Annotated in this window: 13 protein-coding genes and 3 pseudogenes; 6 read left to right on the forward strand and 10 right to left on the reverse strand. The window is 47.6% G+C overall.

Going from position 1 to position 15,988, the window contains the following annotated elements; genetic code table 11:
• On the forward strand, nucleotides 1–251 hold a 251-nt coding region (locus tag OGX84_RS21185; protein ID WP_286450525.1), incomplete at its 5' end, for a hypothetical protein.
• Between the two features lie 64 nt (nucleotides 252–315).
• Here the strand turns inward: OGX84_RS21185 and OGX84_RS21190 are convergent.
• The 3 genes and pseudogenes from OGX84_RS21190 to OGX84_RS21200 form a co-directional block, all read right to left on the reverse strand.
• Nucleotides 316–1,416 (reverse strand): ankyrin repeat domain-containing protein, encoded by a 1,101-nt coding sequence (locus OGX84_RS21190; RefSeq protein WP_153257859.1) that lies wholly within the window; start codon nucleotides 1,414–1,416, stop codon nucleotides 316–318.
• On the reverse strand, nucleotides 1,400–1,693 hold the full coding sequence (locus OGX84_RS21195) for a hypothetical protein (protein ID WP_233594387.1): 294 nt from the start codon (nucleotides 1,691–1,693) through the stop codon (nucleotides 1,400–1,402). The genes OGX84_RS21190 and OGX84_RS21195 overlap by 17 nt, the downstream gene beginning before the upstream one ends.
• 48 nt (nucleotides 1,694–1,741) lie before the next feature.
• A pseudogene (locus OGX84_RS21200) lies at nucleotides 1,742–1,864 on the reverse strand (RHS repeat domain-containing protein); the annotation flags it as partial.
• A gap of 120 nt (nucleotides 1,865–1,984) precedes the next feature.
• On the opposite strand from OGX84_RS21200, the pseudogene OGX84_RS22780 reads away from it, so the two are divergent.
• Both OGX84_RS22780 and OGX84_RS21210 read left to right on the forward strand, forming a co-directional pair.
• Nucleotides 1,985–2,122, forward strand: a pseudogene (locus OGX84_RS22780) (hypothetical protein); the annotation flags it as partial.
• A gap of 30 nt (nucleotides 2,123–2,152) precedes the next feature.
• Nucleotides 2,153–2,293: a hypothetical protein gene (locus OGX84_RS21210; RefSeq protein WP_257983259.1), complete on the forward strand. Its 141-nt coding sequence runs from the start codon at nucleotides 2,153–2,155 to the stop codon at nucleotides 2,291–2,293.
• Nucleotides 2,294–2,365: 72 nt separating this feature from the next.
• Here OGX84_RS21210 and OGX84_RS21215 read toward each other — a convergent pair whose 3' ends face one another.
• The 7 genes from OGX84_RS21215 to OGX84_RS21245 all read right to left on the reverse strand — a co-directional run bounded on the left by OGX84_RS21215 (nucleotide 2,366) and on the right by OGX84_RS21245 (nucleotide 12,972).
• Complete coding sequence (locus tag OGX84_RS21215) at nucleotides 2,366–2,980, reverse strand: hypothetical protein (RefSeq protein WP_047461254.1); 615 nt, start codon at nucleotides 2,978–2,980, stop codon at nucleotides 2,366–2,368.
• Nucleotides 2,974–7,338, reverse strand: coding sequence for a PAAR-like domain-containing protein (locus OGX84_RS21220; RefSeq protein ID WP_286458364.1), 4,365 nt, complete (start codon nucleotides 7,336–7,338; stop codon nucleotides 2,974–2,976). The genes OGX84_RS21215 and OGX84_RS21220 overlap by 7 nt, the downstream gene beginning before the upstream one ends.
• Nucleotides 7,328–8,518 carry a DUF2169 family type VI secretion system accessory protein gene (locus OGX84_RS21225; RefSeq protein WP_153257858.1) on the reverse strand — a complete coding sequence of 397 codons (1,191 nt, stop codon included), beginning with the start codon at nucleotides 8,516–8,518 and terminating at the stop codon, nucleotides 7,328–7,330. The genes OGX84_RS21220 and OGX84_RS21225 overlap by 11 nt, the downstream gene beginning before the upstream one ends.
• A 10-nt stretch (nucleotides 8,519–8,528) precedes the next feature.
• Nucleotides 8,529–10,529, reverse strand: a complete 2,001-nt coding sequence (tssI, locus tag OGX84_RS21230) for a type VI secretion system tip protein TssI/VgrG (RefSeq protein WP_012135100.1) — start codon at nucleotides 10,527–10,529, stop codon at nucleotides 8,529–8,531.
• 143 nt (nucleotides 10,530–10,672) lie between these two features.
• Entirely contained in the window at nucleotides 10,673–11,260 is a 588-nt protein-coding gene (locus OGX84_RS21235) for a hypothetical protein (protein ID WP_286458365.1), read from the reverse strand.
• A gap of 21 nt (nucleotides 11,261–11,281) precedes the next feature.
• Complete coding sequence (ssp4, locus tag OGX84_RS21240) at nucleotides 11,282–12,247, reverse strand: Ssp4 family T6SS effector (RefSeq protein WP_024130945.1); 966 nt, start codon at nucleotides 12,245–12,247, stop codon at nucleotides 11,282–11,284.
• 206 nt (nucleotides 12,248–12,453) lie between these two features.
• Nucleotides 12,454–12,972: an Hcp family type VI secretion system effector gene (locus OGX84_RS21245; RefSeq protein WP_020689513.1), complete on the reverse strand. Its 519-nt coding sequence runs from the start codon at nucleotides 12,970–12,972 to the stop codon at nucleotides 12,454–12,456.
• Nucleotides 12,973–13,553: 581 nt separating this feature from the next.
• On the opposite strand from OGX84_RS21245, the pseudogene tssB reads away from it, so the two are divergent.
• From tssB to tssE, 3 genes and pseudogenes are all read left to right on the forward strand, one after another.
• A pseudogene (gene tssB / locus OGX84_RS21250) lies at nucleotides 13,554–14,058 on the forward strand (type VI secretion system contractile sheath small subunit).
• Nucleotides 14,059–14,078: 20 nt separating this feature from the next.
• Nucleotides 14,079–15,554, forward strand: a complete 1,476-nt coding sequence (gene tssC, locus OGX84_RS21255) for a type VI secretion system contractile sheath large subunit (protein WP_153257856.1) — start codon at nucleotides 14,079–14,081, stop codon at nucleotides 15,552–15,554.
• A 5-nt stretch (nucleotides 15,555–15,559) separates the two neighbouring features.
• Entirely contained in the window at nucleotides 15,560–15,985 is a 426-nt protein-coding gene (gene tssE, locus OGX84_RS21260) for a type VI secretion system baseplate subunit TssE (RefSeq protein WP_153257855.1), read from the forward strand.
• Nucleotides 15,986–15,988: the final 3 nt, after the last annotated feature.

Genomic DNA, 15,988 nt, shown 5'->3' on the forward strand with positions numbered 1-15,988 from the left:
CGGCCAACCGTATCTGTGATGGCATAGTGCAGTTGCCCTTTCTCATAACGCGCCAGCGGCGTAAAGCTCCCCGGCTCGTAAATTCAGCGAATGGCGTTTTCATCTTCCGGTTTAAGGTCTGTGTTTTTCGCCTCCGGCTCAGCCTGGCTTCCCGCGTGCTGCGTGGTCAGCAGTGTAACCCAGCCGCTGGTAAAAACCGGCCTCGCTTTTTCTTGATGCCTCCTGACCACACAGGTCATATTCAAATATAAGCGGCGATAGTTTGTCTGATGATCTCAAGATTGAATACATGACTATTTCGCTTATGTCATTTCGTCATACTGGGGACAACCACTCATTTTTAAACGATACACTATTCCATTTAGCAATACGCCGTTTAGTAATCCATTGATTGAGTTTATCTTCTTTTGGTCGCCCTGACTTGGGGTATTTAATTGGAATAAACAATAGCAAATCGACAGTCTCACCTTCAAGGTTTTGTTCTTTTTCTTGATGATCAAACGAATAATCTACCGCGACTAAAGCATCAATATTTTCTGGCCATTTCAGTTGACTCCAGATGATATCCTGTTTTTCTAAAATAGAGCCTTCTTTAACATCCATACCATTCTTATATAATTCAGATAGTAAAAATAAAAACTTTAATGGGAAAGCTTCTCTATAGTCCCCACTAAATATTTGAACGTTTATCGGCCAGCCATATGGGAGGCAGATAAGAAATTCTCTGCATGGTTTTTTAACAAAACTTCCAAATGTAAATAATATTTTATTGTTTATATATTGCTTCCTTTTCCCTATTAGAGATGTTTTTATTGATACATTACCTCTTATATATTCATCTGTAATAATAACACCTGCATTATCATAGATATGTGATAAGATACCACTACCATTTATATTTTTTAATTCAATAACCTCTAACAATTTTCTGGCACCATTACAGACCAGTATTGACGCAATATGTTCATGCCCATATGCAATTGAAATATCGAGAGCTGTGCAATTAAGTTTTGTTTGCAGCCTGTTAATATTAACTTTATATTTAAGTAATATTTTGACTATCTCTGGATGTCCACCTAAGGAAGCCTCTATTAGTGGCGTTGTAATCCCCCTAGGATCGCCATCGCTCCAAGCTCCGACTTCGAGTAAAAAACACAGAACATCTAGATGTCCCTCTCTTGCTGATTCAACCAAAGGTGTAAGATAATGGTCATCGATAGAATTAACATTGATTCCTTTATCAACTAAATATTTACAAACACGAATTTTTCCTTTAGATGCAGCAATGTGTAATAAAGAATCACCTAAGTATTTTTCATTTATAGAAATATCATGACTATAAAGAAAATCAGATAATGCGGAGATATTCTCATCATAAACTAATTGATAAAGATCAATATCAGAAAAATATGTCACGGCTCATCTCCTTACCTAACTTATCCAAAGCAGCCTCAACAGCATTTATACCCTTTGGTGCAGCATCCATCACTTTTTCCCAAACATGTTTAGCTGCTTTTATCGTATGTGCTCCACGACCATTTGTAGCCCACGTAAAATTACGGAGATCTTTATTTTTATCTATTCCGAAATACTCCAAAACATCATGTACCTGAGTTACATAATCACGATTTTGTTTTGACCAACTCTTGGGAGCATTCTCTCTACCAATATGGTGCCGATGTGGGTTATTCATGTTGGTAGGCGCACTTCCCATCTTGTCTCTGTCTGCTTTAGATAGTAAACATTTCTCCAGCCCTAGAGGATCGATCCAGCTTAACGGATTAGGTGCATATGCATATAAGTTTATGCCTCCCGCCAGCCCTATCGGGTCAAGTTGCGTAATCTGACCGAAGTCCGGTTTATACCGTCAGTTTCGGTCATACTGACCTGAAATTACCAGGTCATAATACATACGCTACCGCCATACCCTGATCAGTTAAGCTATCTGCACACTCATTATTGTACTATTAAATCAGTAAGTTAAATACATAGATATTCATCCAAAACCCGGCACAGTCTTAAAGTCGGTTATGCCGCATCCCCCGCACCAACCGTAAAACCAAAGTCCCCACCAGATATACACGCAGCCCCAGCCTGCACCTTAAAGGGAACGCTGGAAGAGGCGGGATTTGAGACCGGGCGCGGCGTGACGGTGAAGATTTCAGAGGGGTGCATTGTGCTGATGGCTGAGTGCAACGAGGTGCAGGAGCTGCGCGAGCAGCTTTATCAGGCTAAACAGACGGTTAAGGGAATGCAGAAAGGGATGTTTAGTATGCTGAACGAGGCTAAATAATAAAAAAGCCGGGAAGATTTAATTTCTTCCCGGTTCTTTTATCAATCAGTTAGCTAACTTACAAAAACAATCTTACCATTCTTTCAAATTATCAACTGAGTCAACCTCTTGAAAATCAATTCCATTGTTTTTGCAATATTCAATGGCTCTATCCCATATATTACAATCAAAAACAATTATACTTTTCCCGGCTACTGGAGTAAAAAAACAATCAAATAGAAAGTGATAACCTTCTTCTATTAAAGAATTTATTACACTTACTTCAATTCCACCATAATCATTATAGAGATTAAGTAATATAGGTTTTTCAGGACAGGTTTCTTCTAATAATCCTTTGTTAGTTCTTAGCTTATTTTTCAGAAGCACCTTGCGATACTCCACTAACTGTTTATTCATTCGATCATTATTGTTACCATAAAAATAAACCCCATTCTTACTTAGGGTTGAGCAAGCATCAAGCGTTTTGCCCTCTTTACTAAAAAACATAAGATTAGTAAATAAAATTGACAATAACCTATCCGATCTTTCCGTTAAAAAACCATAAGGACCATATCCATTACTATCTATATTGTATTGGTAGCAAATACAATAAGCTACCGATGGTAAATCAGTTTTGAAACGACCTGATTGAACCATCCATTCGGAAATGGGGAATTTAATTAATCTTTCAGGCATATTATTTACCATGTAAAAATCACCTCATTACCTTTAGGATCTATCGCATGTATATGACCACCAGAATGATGCTCAGGAATACCAGCTTGTCCAGCATCAGGATGACCGTCGGGGTGTTCAAACCATTGATTTTTCCCATTGGGATTACGCCGACCTAATGATTGCCCACCATTGGCTTTCATTTTACCCCAATTATTTCCACGACTGGTTAAATTTAAATCATCCAGACCAATATTTTCACCACCCCGCGAAATTCGTGGTACTTGAGCATGCTGCTGAGCTTGTCTCAAAGCATCATTTCGACTTTTAGCTTTGACAGTCTTACAACTTAATCCCAGCGGATCTATCCATGAGAGAGGATTCGGAGCGTAACTATAGAGGTTTATTCCCCCCCTCAGCTCTATCGGGTCTGCACAAATGTACTGCCCTGTCTCGCAATCATAGTACCTGAACCGGTTATAGTACAGCCCTGACTCCGCATCCTCATACTGCCCCGGAAAGCGCAGTCTGCATGGGTGGTTATCGTCGTTCGCACTTTCTTCCCGGCCCCAGAGTTGTTGCTTACCGCGCCAGACAATGGTGCCATCTTCGGTCAGCAGCTCCTGAATGCGGCCAACCGTATCTGTGATGGCATAGTGCAGTTGCCCTTTCTCATAACGCGCCAGCGGCGTAAAGCTCCCCGGCTCGTATATCCACCGAATCGCGTTTTCGTCATCCGGTGTGCCATCAGCGTTAACCGGGATTTCTTCGGTCAACCGGTCGACGTTCCAGTGAAAATACATACCGGGTTTGTCCCGGTTGGTACAGCGCTTGCTGATTCGCCTGCCGAACGGGTCATATTTATATTCCCAGCGCTCGCCTTCCGGTGTCTCCAGCCCGGTCAACTGACTCCGTGAATCCCAGCGGTAGCGCCAGTGAAGAGGGCGGTAGCCGCCTTGATCCACCAGTTTCTCCACCAGACGACCATTAATATCGTATTTCCAGGTGGTCTGCTCATCCCGGATGACTTTGACAAATTTGCCTTCTTCCGGCATCCCACAGTCCGGGTTAATACGGGAAGTTGAATGTCGCCACTCTTTGTACTCCCGTGATGTCACCCTGCCATGCAGTTGGCGCTGGTGTGCCTCACTCTCCATCACCTCATTCATCCAGGTCTGGCAACGGGAGATGTTGAGGCTTTTGTCGTAGGAGAAGCGTTCTTCCCGCATGGGGATATTGCTGCTGCCGGTCCAGGTGGCATGGCTGACCTGGTCATTCTCCGTCAGGCTGTTAACCATCGTCCCCCGGTGGGAATCGGCAATCATTGTCAGGTTGTAGGCTTTGTCGTACAGCCATTGACGGTGCAGAGTATTGTTTCGTCTGTAATGTGGATTCAGTTCTGTTGGGTCACCGGTCTGCTGTTCTGTCAATATTCCGGTGGGGGTGTAGCCCTGTCGGAGGCTGAACCCGGCTTTACTCTGCCGGGATATCTCCTGTCCGCACAGGTCATGTTCAAATGTCAGCGGGGCATGGTCGGTTATCTGCCACTGCGCCAATTCTCCCATCACCCCAAATGTGAAATACTCTCTAATGCCTGAACTGAAACGCTGCGTTATATGGTCGCGCTCATATTCCCATAAGAACTCTGCTCGTCTGCCGTTAAGGGTTTCGGCAGTTATCCGGCTGGCGTCATCGTATTCATACGTGACGGTGGCATCATCATTTTTTGCTTCCACCAGTCGGCAGAGGGAATCATAGCGAAAAGTGGTGGTACTCAGTGTCCGTTCGCTGTCACCCTGTGTCACCACCTCATCCGTTATCTGGTCGGTCACGTTATAGCGCCGGTTGAGGTGTGTATCGTCAGGGAAGGTGGTACGGATGCAGCGCCCGACAGCATCGTATGCGTAGGTCAGTGTGCGCCCGGTAAAGTCGGTTTCGGCGATAAGCTGCCCGGCTTTGTCATACGCCAGGCGGTAATGCCCCCCTTCGGCGTTGGTGATTTCAGTCAGGCGGGTGAGTTTGTCGTAGCGGCATTCCAGTCGTTCGCCATCCGGGCGGACGATTGCAGTCAGCAGGTCAAATGCGCCGTACTCATAGCGGGTGGTTTTTCCTTCGCCATCGGTGAAACTTTCCGGCAGCTTTTCGCTGTTCTGGCGCATCAGCTCCCGTACGCCGTCCGGGCGGTTAATCTCTTCCACGCTGCCTTCTGGCCCGGCATGGTTTTTACTGTGGCGGAACTGTGTGGTGAAGCCCAGCGGGTCTTTAACGCTCAGCAGTCGGCCCAGAATATCCAGCTCCGTCTGCGTCACCCCTCCGTCTGGTGTGGTGGTCTCCCTGAGCTGATGCAGGGTATCGTAGTTCCACTGCCAGGTGGCACCGCCTGGCATAATCTGCTGGAGTAAATTGCCCTGTTCATTGTAGCTGAACTGCTGCTGACGTCCCTGCGGGTCGGTCAGGCTGACGATATTGCCTTTCTCGTCATAAGCCCACTGCCAGACCTGATTGCCCGGTGCGGTTAGCCGGGTGAGCTGACCGTGTTCGTTATAGTCGTAATACAGACTGTAGCCGCCCGGCAGGGAAACCTGGCGGATATCGCCTTCGTCGTTGTACTGGTATTCCGTGGTACGCCCCAGTGCATCAGTCCGGGACTGAAGCTGCGTGTTCTCCCAGACGGTGGTTTCTTCCCGGCCCAGCGGGTCGAGGCTACGAGTGACCAGGCCATCTTCGTTATACCAGTAGTGGGTTTCCCCGCCTTCGGCGTCAATGTAGGTGGTACAGTGTTCTTCATCATTATAGATAAAGCGGTCGTCGTAATAACCTTCCGTTGATAGTGTACTGATAACCCGGCCCCGCATGTCATAACAGATATCCACGCAGGTTTTGTCCGTATCCTGCCAGCGGGTCATAAACCCTTCGGCAGTATATTCATACCGCAAATGGGTAAACTGAAAGGTGTTGCATTCCACCAGGAAGCCGTTGTTGTCATAATGGCAGGTAACGAGGCGTTGTTTTTGTGGGGTGGTCAGGTCAATGCTCATTAGCCGCTGTTGCTGCCAATCGAGTGCAAGCGTGTAACCGTCGCTGTGCCGGATTTCCGTCAGCACGCCATCTGTGCGAATAAAATCAATCCGGTTGTTGTAGTGGTCATGAACGGCAGAGAGCAGATAAATGCCGTGGCCTGCCGGGGAAAATATCTGCGTCTGCTGCGAGCGGCGGTCGAAAAGGGTAAGTTCTTCACGCATGTCGCCTTCCAGTCGGTAATGTGCCTGGCGGGAGTTGACGGTATCATGAAAAATACCGTCCTGCGGGATGGGGTAATAGAGAACCACGCCTTCATGGTCGGTGAAGTGCAAATTATCATCATGTACTGTCAGAGAGACAGACCAGTCATCCGTCCATTTCGGGCCAAAGATACCGCCACTTTTTGCTTGTGAACGGTAGAAACGGGAGAGGGTCAGGGGCAGGGTGCCAGGGAGGTTGAGAACGCTCAGTTCCTGAAGAAAATCGCCGGTTCCGGCATCAATGGGTTCACCGGGTTTAGTACATTTTTTTCCTTCCGCACCTTTTCCTTTGCCACCGTTTTTCTTGTTTTTCCCTTTAATTTTGCCGCCTTTCTTTTTGGCTGCGGCTTTCTTCTGGGCTTTTCTCAGCGCACGTGCCCGTTTTGCGGCTTCCATTTCTGCCTTTTTCTTTGCGGCTTTCTCGGCGGCCAGTTTTGCTGCTTTTGCCGCTTTCTTCCCTTTCAGCAGCATTTTCCCGGCGGCGGCTGCATCACCGATCCCCGGTATGGAGGCCGCCAGCGACATGGCGGCTTCAGCATAATTTCCCCGAGCCGCGCTGATGCCCGCATTGGCCAGGTCAGCAAAAAAACCGAATCCGGGTATAAATCCGGCAACATCTAACCCGGTCTGCAATGCATCAAGCCAGCCACCACCTTCTTTCTCTTCTTCTTCGGTTTCAGGCTCATCATCTGGGTCAGCGTCATCAGCCGACACTCCTGCGACAGGAGGCATACCTACAATCAGACCGACGGTGTTCCGGCTGTTCATCCAGAACTCATCATTGTGTCGCAACATGGGTTTACCGCCAAAGCGCACCGTCTGACTGTGATCCAGAGGTTCACACACATCACCGACTGTGCCGCTGCTGACACCTTTTGCTGCACCTGGTGTATCGCCGATGGTCTGCGGAATTTTACTCTGATCCAGCACCACTGCCGGGCAACCGTTAAGTTTCACCGACGACACGACCATCACTGCGGCACCCATATTTGCTGTCACAGGATAGGGGACGGGGGGCGTGGAATCACCGCGGGGGGTTTTACAGACATCGGGTTTGGTACTGACGACTTTCCATTGCCCGTTCTGGCGAGCGGTAAAATTATCTGCCATCCTGGGCACTCCTGGTTCTGTAACGTGCTTCCATGACCCTTACTGGTGTGCTGCCCGGCAGCAGGAAGCGCCAGGTCAGTGCCACGGTCAGGGCATCAGTATCAATTTCCAGCGTGTCCAGCCACATCGGCAGGGGTACGCGCTGCCCGGTCGGGACTCTCAACAGAATGCGTCCCTGATGTGCTGGCAGGGTGAAATGGATATCACCATCCGGGCGAAAACCACTCAGTACAAACTCCGGCCCCGGTTCGGGATACAGGATTTGCTGGTCATGTGGGGCGCAGTTCCAGTAACCGAAGTCAAAGTCATCCGGCAGATCAGGATGCTGTGTTTCCAGCCATTCCTGGTCATAGGTTCCTGCCAGCGGCAGGCGCGGCAGCCAGGTTCGGGTGATACAGCCAAAACCGGCTGGCTGATATGCCGGAGCAAACCAGTCCGCGTTGCCGTCAAGGGTGTCTGTAAAATGCTGTAGGGTGAACGGGCTGTCCACGGCGATAATTCGGGGGGCTTCGAGCTGCTGTATTTTGCAGGTCTGGAGATACCAGGGTTGCGTATAGCCCAGACCGAGTGGATTGACCGGACAGACTGTATGCGCCAGAGGTGGATTATCTTTATCAGGATGCTCACTGCGCTGCGCGTCAGTCAGACGGAACGCATCGGGGATATGTTTCGCATTATCACTGTCTGCTTCCACCCGGCACTCGCCGCCAAAAGCGTAACGATAATCCAGAGGCAGGGTGGTAAACGGTTCAGGCTCAGTTTCGTACCATTGCCCGGTTAACGCCTGACGCCGGTAAAAACGCTGACCGGTTATCCGCAGTTTCTTATTCAGTACCACGTCACCGGAAGGGGTGCGCATCAACACGCCTGCGGTCATTTCCGGCATGGCAGTGTCGCCTGGTGTGTGAGCTGTTCCGTTGATGATAATATCGCAGGCGGGTTTCAGGGGGGCGAGGTCGCTTTCGCGCTGTACCGGGGAGCGGTTCATTTCCCCTGAGAATTCGTCCTCCATACACAACGGCAGCGGCGGGTTCTCCATCAGTTGCGCCAGCCACTGACCATCGGCGTCCTGTAGCAGACGAAAACCGGTTTTCATGGCAACCACCCGATGCCGTTCATCCTGTTTATCGTCCATCGCGTACTCCATCACTGAGAATGGCGTGAGATTACGAAATTCCATTTGCGTTTCCTCAGTTGATGTCCACATCTTCGCCCTTGATTTCCACCGGACCATTGGCGGTAAAGTTAAACTTCAGACCGGAAATGGTGATGGTCCCGCTTTGCTCCATTTTGATGGAGCAGGGGCCGCAGATGAGTTCAATGGATTTACCCGAAATGATTTTTGTATCGTCAGTGACATTGAGTGTGTAGCTTTTCTTGACGGTTACATTCTGATCTTCTGTCACCGTTTCCGTATCTTTACCCGTGATGGTGACCGTCTGGTTGCCTCCGACGTTTTTCTCTCGATCCTTTGTGACTTCCAGCTTCTGATTATTTTGTACGGTGATGGTCTGATCATTGGCGACTGTGACTTTTTGGTCATGTCCATCTTCTTTCTTGCTACCAACGTTAATGGTCTGCCCGACACCCACAGTGATCGTCTGGTTGTTCTTCACCGTTTCGTTATGGTCGTGGTTTACTGTGGTAGTTTTGTCATTCAGCACCTCTGTTTGCATGTCCTTCTGGGCATGCATATAGATTTGCTCTTTTGCAGTGGCATCTTCAAAACGCAGTTCATTGAACCCCTCGCCTTTGTAAGTTTTAGAGCGAATGGTCATTTGCGTTTTTGTGCCTGGAAGGTCGCCAGGAGAACGATTGTCCTGGTGATAGGTGCGTCCCATGATGATTGGCTGATCCGGATCGCCGTTGAGGAAATCCACTATCACTTCCTGGCCCACACGAGGAATAGCAAGATTGCCAAATCCTGAACCCGCCCATGCCTGCGATACTCGTATCCAGCAGGAGCTGTCTTCACTGCTTTTGGGGCTGTTTCTGTCCCAGTGAAATTTCACACGAACCCGACCATGCTCGTCGCAGAAAATTTCTTCTCCGTCGGGGCCGGTTACGATAGCGCTTTGTGGTCCATCAACTTTGGGCTTAGGTGATGGTTGCGAACGCCAGGTTCGATCCGCTGGTATTACAGTAAAATCGTTGGTGAATGAGGTTCCCTGTCCTTGACTACCGTGCTGTGCCTGAGGTTGTATCCCCGTCAGCGTACTACTCACCACCTGCCACTCTCGGTTAAGGTCGGCTGTTGGGTGTCCTGACAGGGTAAAACGTGTACCAGGCCATAGTTTGGGGGAATTACTGGCACAAGTGGCCGTTTCGGCACTGCTGCGCCAGCCATCTATTTTGTAGCGGGTGAAATTCTGACCGTGTTGTTCATCTTTAAAACGGCCCGGATAATCAAAAATTTCGTACTGTGACCGCTGGCCGTTAAGATTGCCAGCTTTATGAGTATAGAGTCCCGGCCAGCCAGGAACTTTAAAGGTGTAGTCCTGACTCTGCACTGAAGAGTGTGTGACAGTAGCTTCATAGCGGAACAAACTAATGGATTTAGGGGTGACTTCCGTTGTTGCGTTTGGGTTAAATAGGATTGGAGTGGGTATGGTGTGCAATCCAGCAACATTGTCGCATAGAGTCAGCGTCTGCTGCGGCCCATTAGCGTCTGGGGACAGTTTTTCAAAAAAGAAGATTCCCTCTTCAGACCACAATCGTGTCAGAAAAGCGAGATCTGACTCATCGTACTGTACGCAGAATTCACGTGGCGGGTGGTTTTCATAAAAGTGGGACTTCCATTCTGTTACACCATTTTCTCTCAGTAGAATATCAGAGATGCTTTGGATGTCCTGTTGCTGGAAAATACGAAAGTTCTTGCGCAAACCACAGCGCCAAAGTGGAGGGGAAATGGTCAGATGATAATTTGTCTGCCATCCGTTGTTATTTCCCTGGACCATTGCAGTGACAATGCCGTTGATATAGCGTTGTGGAGTATTACCTTGCCAGATAGTCAGAACGACATTTTTTTCCAGAAAATCCGAAGCCACTAGAGTGAATTGAGTACTGGAAACATTTACCTCCATCACAAATGGACCAGAGTATTGCTGGTAAAGAGTAAAATCTACCACGGCCAGCGCTGTCTCTGCCTGACCATCAACATTTAACGTAAAGCGCAGTCCTTTTAATGACATATAATCTCCCTGAGGACGAAAAAATACTCATGTTGTTGATAAGTTACTTGATGTAGACGTTGTAATACCTGAATTAAGGAATGCTTAATATGGGCGCGATGAATGATCATAAGAATAGAGCACTATGCGAGGAGAATTATTTACTATTTTTTTTGCAGCATTTCTCTTTCTTTTTTAGCTTCCAGAATCAGACGTAAAGTGCGAAGAAATGAAATTATTCTATAAAATGATTTGCTATTTATAGTGTATCGAGACAAATAAAGGATCAGTAATTGTAATGAGAAGAAACTCAATTTCCTCATAAATTCATAAAACTCTACTGGTTGTACGAGTGTTAGGATAAAGGTGATTGATGTTAATAATATATTAAAAAAATAAAAATGGCGTATGAGGGTTAATCCACTGGTATAACCTCGTCCTAATCCATAGGGTATAAAAGCGGAGTATACACCAGCAATAGGCATAATAGATAGACATAATATCGTGCTTGTATCAACAGGAAGGTTGAAGAAATATATTATAGGCGTCCATTCCCATGCGATGGAGGCTACTAATAACATAACGATAACCCCAATTGAAATAGGGTTGGGGCTTGAAAGTCTGAACCATTGAAGATTGAGTGCATTTTCCTGCTCCGGGGTAGATTGTTTGAGTAAAGCCGCCCCTCCATTTTTGATCAAGCAGTCAGTTTGTTTTCCTTCATGAATTAATCGCAGGAACTGTGCACCCAATAATACTCTCGTTATATTCATTTAATTAATAGTGTCCACAGACTGTAATAACCCAAAAACATATTCACCGGAGGTGCTGATACTTTCCGGTGAATGTATAACACCACTGACCGCACTTCCAGAAACCGCCATTGTGCTGGTCATCGCGCTGATGAGTTGTTTTATTAACTCTCTGTGAAGTCCTTCTGTAGGATATCGTCTGGGATATTTTCCTGCGCGGATCATCGCTTTCATCGTTTTGTTAGATATCCCTGGGTTAAGTTGTTTTATGATAGCTTCAGTCAGACGAACTCGCTCCATTCTGGGGTAACGTTTTAACCAGTCGATCACTTTCATTGAAGAGGTCGATTTCATCACCTTGTATGTCATGATCACTTCTTTTAGTGGACCGGCAAGCGAGACCAGTGAAATTAAATCAAGTGCAGTGGAGGTGGCCGTGTACCATCCCTGCTGATCAATCCAGTCAACATTTTGGGCATCGTTAAGTCCTATATCATACAAACGCCATAGGCCATTAGCACACTGTACTGCTGTAGCAATCGTTCCGGCAGTCGCGAATACTGCCAGAGGTGTACTCATACCGCCAGTAAGCGGTACGGCGGTCATAGACGCAGCACATGCAACAGCCGTGAGTATACAGGCTCCGCAGGATAGTGCCGTTGACGCAATTTCTATTCCAATTGATGGATCTTTTACGGCTTCTTTGACACTTTTCTCCATCCCTTCACGAGATAATTGCGTGGTTTGAGTCACAATGACATGGGTTATTTGATTCAGGCCCGGAGTGGGGGAACGTTTTGAGGGGCGAACTAAAAATGAGCGATAACCGTCATTGTATATAATACCTGCACCATAAAAATCACGCTGACAATCAAGAGCATCAGCCAGTGCGGCGAAATTAAAATCCGTTCCCTGAGTTTGACCCAGTAGGCGTGACCACTCATAGCCAGGTAAATCATTACCTTCAGGATAAAATAAATGAGACACCTTGCCCTCACATTATCAATTCACTAACTGAATTAGTTGCAATGACCGTACAACGTTACGCTTGTTTTTTTGCACGCTACCGCCGAAGTCTCCGGCATCCGCCATCTCTCGTTTGCAAAAGGTAATTTTGTACCGACACTGTTTTTTATATTTGGACGAAATCGAAACAGCACTCTGCCTTTAGCAAGAGTGCTGTAGGTTAAGACTTAAGCTTCCAGCGGCGCACGCCAGTCATCAGCGCCTGAAGTACCGGCAGAAACGTGTTCCCACTCAATTTTGCGGTAAGCCAGAGAAACTTTAACCAGTTGCGTGAACTCACGTTTGGTGTCGTCCTGGCAGTGCGGCATAGTGCAGTCGATATCGACAATGGTGGAGTCGGTCAGACGGGTGGTGAAGAAGTGCTCCTGTTTACCTTCCACAGAAGTGCGATACCAGTGTAGTTCTGTCGTCGGCAGCATTTCACCGGAAGCCAGTGCGTTGTACAGCAGTGGAACCGCTTTGTTCAGCGCAACGGTGAAGATAAACGGCTTATGAGAACGCTGGCCGCTTGGTTGACCTGATTGTGGATCGGTCGGGACGGTAACGTTATGGCTGAATTCCTGTACCAGCATTTCGTCTTCGTGACCCTGGACGTAAATGTTACCGACAGATTCAGCGGTAAACGCACGATCGGTGATCAGTCCCTGGGTTTGTCCTTTAATTGAGATGTAACATGGAGTTGGCATCTTTGTAGCTCCTTTTGTGTATCCGTGAACATTTTGTTGCTATTTCCCCGAATCATCAGATAGTAATGAACCGAGGGGTTATCCATATTCATAGCAAGCTAATCCATCACTTGCTGTGAGCGTTTTTATTATTTATTTGAACGTTGGTGTATCAAGAATAAATATTATTTACTCCTCTTTGAATGATGTTTACTTTATCTGTGCTTACTTTTGATTTTAGTAAAATTAATTTTATGTATTTATTTTTATCATGAATGAAATAACCTTATGGCTCTTTGTATCTTGTTGTTTATTAAGTGATTCGCTTACTTGCTGTTATTAAATGCACTATGTGTTATTTATGGGTATCATGTAGAGAAAGATAATTTCTGTGCAAGGTGTCACAAACGAATATATCCCTTTATTTTTTCCATAAAATGGTTTTAAAATTCATTCTCTGGCGTATCATACGCCTTGTTGTTAATTCTGCATCATATTTTTTTACCACAAAGGCAGGGTTTTTGAGTATTTCCTTAATAAGGTAAGGAAGATCTTTTGTGACTCAAATATGATATGTAAAACATAATCTGGCGGAATATTTTATGAGTAATAGTAAAGATGGCAGTATAGCTCCTAAAGAGCGTATTAATATTCGCTATGTACCAAAATCAGGTAACCAGACGGCGGAAATTGAGCTTCCACTTAATTTGCTGGTGACTGGTGACTGGTGACTTGCTGGGAAAACCAGACGACACGCCGCTGGATGAACGACAGCCGGTTTCTGTTGACAGAAATACCTTAAATGCGGTGCTTGCCCAGTCCGGTATTGAACGACATGTTTCCGTACCATCGGTGCTCAGCGGTAGGGCTGATGCACGAATGGATATCAGTCTGAAAGTGAATTCGATGGCCGATCTCTCGCCGGACAGTATTGCCAGTCAGGTGCCGGAACTGAAAAAAATGCTGGAGTTACGTGAAGCACTGGTTGCCCTGAAGGGGCCGATGGGCAATATCCCCGCTTTCCGCGCTCAGCTACAGGCGTTACTGGATAACGAGGAAACTCGCGAACAGCTAATTCAGGAACTGGGGCTTGCCAGCCAGAAATAACTCTGCATAAGGATTTCACTATGTCTCTACAGGAAGAAGTCACTCCCGTCAGTGCTGCTCCGGTAACTGCTACGTCGTTGCTGGATAACATTATGGCGCAGAGCCGTTTTCAGCCCGAATCTGAAAGTTATGATATTGCCCGCCAGGGTGTGACGGCGTTTATTGCCGCGCTGTTGCAGAATGAAGCGGAGTCAGTCGATATTTTGGCGGTTAACGCCATGATTGCAGATATTGATGATCGCACAGGCCGTCAGATGGATTTGATCCTTCATGAGCCGGTGATCCAGGAACTGGAAGCGCTACTGCGTTCCCTTAAATTACTGGTGGAGCGTACCGATCCACGCGAAAACATCAAGATCTACCTGCTGCATGCCACCAAAGAAGAGCTGCTGGATAATTTTGAGTTTGCTCCGGAAATCACTCAGTCCGGTTTCTATAAGCATGTTTACTCCAGCGGTTACGGTCAGTTTGGTGGCGAGCCGGTTGCGGCAGTTATCGGTAACTATGCGTTTAAAAACACGGCGGCGGATCTCAAGCTGCTGAAATACGTCAGTGCAGTCAGTGCGATGGCGCACGCACCATTCCTGTCCTCCGTTGCGCCGGAGTTCCTGGGGCTGGAATCCTGGACTGAGCTGCCGGGCATCAAGGATGTTGGGGCGATTTTCGAAGGCCCAGCTTATACCAAATGGCGTTCGCTGCGTGAATCCGAAGATTCGCGCTATCTTGGCCTGACTTCTCCTCGATTCCTACTGCGTCAGCCATATGCACCGGGTGATAATCCGGTGAAAAGTTTTAACTACCGGGAAAATGTCAGCCACAGTCATGATGATTACCTCTGGGGTAACACGGCATTTCTGCTGGCCGCTAATATGGTTGAGAGTTTCAGGCAATACCGCTGGTGCCCGAACATCATCGGTCCGCAAAACGGCGGGGCGGTAAAAGATCTGCCTGTCCATCTATATGAAGCGATGGGGCAGTTGCAGGCTAAAATCCCTACCGAGGTACTAATCACTGACCGTCGTGAATTTGAGCTGGCGGAAGAGGGATTTATTACCCTGACAATGCGTAAGGGCAGTGATAACGCGGCCTTTTTCTCTGCAAATTCAGTACAGAAGCCAAAAGTCTTTCCCAATACCCCGGAGGGTAAAGAGGCAGAGACTAACTATAAGCTGGGTACCCAACTACCTTACCTCTTCATCATCAGCCGTCTGGCACACTACATCAAAGTTTTGCAGCGCGAACAGGTTGGTTCGTGGAAAGAGCGTGGCGATCTGGAACGTGAGTTGAATACCTGGATCCGCCAGTATGTGGCCGATCAGGAAAATCCGCCTGCTGAGGTGCGCAGCCGTAAACCGCTGCGTCAGGCCAAAATTGAAGTGCTGGATGTGGAGGGGGAACCGGGTTGGTACCAGGTGTCGCTCTCCGTGCGTCCGCATTTCAAATATATGGGTGCCAGTTTTGAACTGTCTCTCGTAGGTCGTCTGGACAGAGATTAACAACCATGACGGAACGGGATACTGGAATGCAGGGCAGTTTGTTTGAGCGGGTGAGGAATGCGGCCGGGTCGTCATGTTACTCACCGTCGCCAGGACGGTTGTTACAGTCCATCAGACATAACCTGGAAAACGTTCTGAATACCCGTTCCGGCAGTTGTTATGGCTCACCAGAGCTGGGTATTCCGGACCTGAATGATGATGCACTGATCTCCAGCGATTTTCGCCAGGAAATTGGCCGGGGGATCCGTGACTGCATTCTGCGTTATGAACCCCGGCTCGCTGATGTGGCGGTGGATGCGGACATGCAGGATGTTCATGCCCCGCAGGAATTACGTTTTCATATTGTGGCGCAGGTGAATTTCAACGATGCCAGGGATGTTCTGGCGTTTGACATTTTGCTGGATAACCGCCAGCGCTACCGGGTGGAGTGACAG

This window comes from Citrobacter sp. CK202 (assembly GCF_030333225.1).
In the GTDB taxonomy this organism is placed as follows: domain Bacteria; phylum Pseudomonadota; class Gammaproteobacteria; order Enterobacterales; family Enterobacteriaceae; genus Citrobacter_B; species Citrobacter_B koseri.

Bases quoted from the DNA above. Each gene is read 5' to 3' on its own strand.
- tssI (WP_012135100.1), bottom strand. From the start codon at position 10,529: ATGTCATTAAAAGGACTGCGCTTTACGTTAAATGTTGATGGTCAGGCA.
- OGX84_RS21195 (WP_233594387.1), bottom strand. From the start codon at position 1,693: ATGAATAACCCACATCGGCACCATATTGGTAGAGAGAATGCTCCCAAG.
- OGX84_RS21245 (WP_020689513.1), bottom strand. From the start codon at position 12,972: ATGCCAACTCCATGTTACATCTCAATTAAAGGACAAACCCAGGGACTG.
- tssC (WP_153257856.1), top strand. From the start codon at position 14,079: ATGTCTCTACAGGAAGAAGTCACTCCCGTCAGTGCTGCTCCGGTAACT.
- OGX84_RS21215 (WP_047461254.1), bottom strand. From the start codon at position 2,980: ATGGTAAATAATATGCCTGAAAGATTAATTAAATTCCCCATTTCCGAA.
- OGX84_RS21220 (WP_286458364.1), bottom strand. From the start codon at position 7,338: ATGGCAGATAATTTTACCGCTCGCCAGAACGGGCAATGGAAAGTCGTC.
- tssE (WP_153257855.1), top strand. From the start codon at position 15,560: ATGACGGAACGGGATACTGGAATGCAGGGCAGTTTGTTTGAGCGGGTG.
- OGX84_RS21225 (WP_153257858.1), bottom strand. From the start codon at position 8,518: ATGGAATTTCGTAATCTCACGCCATTCTCAGTGATGGAGTACGCGATG.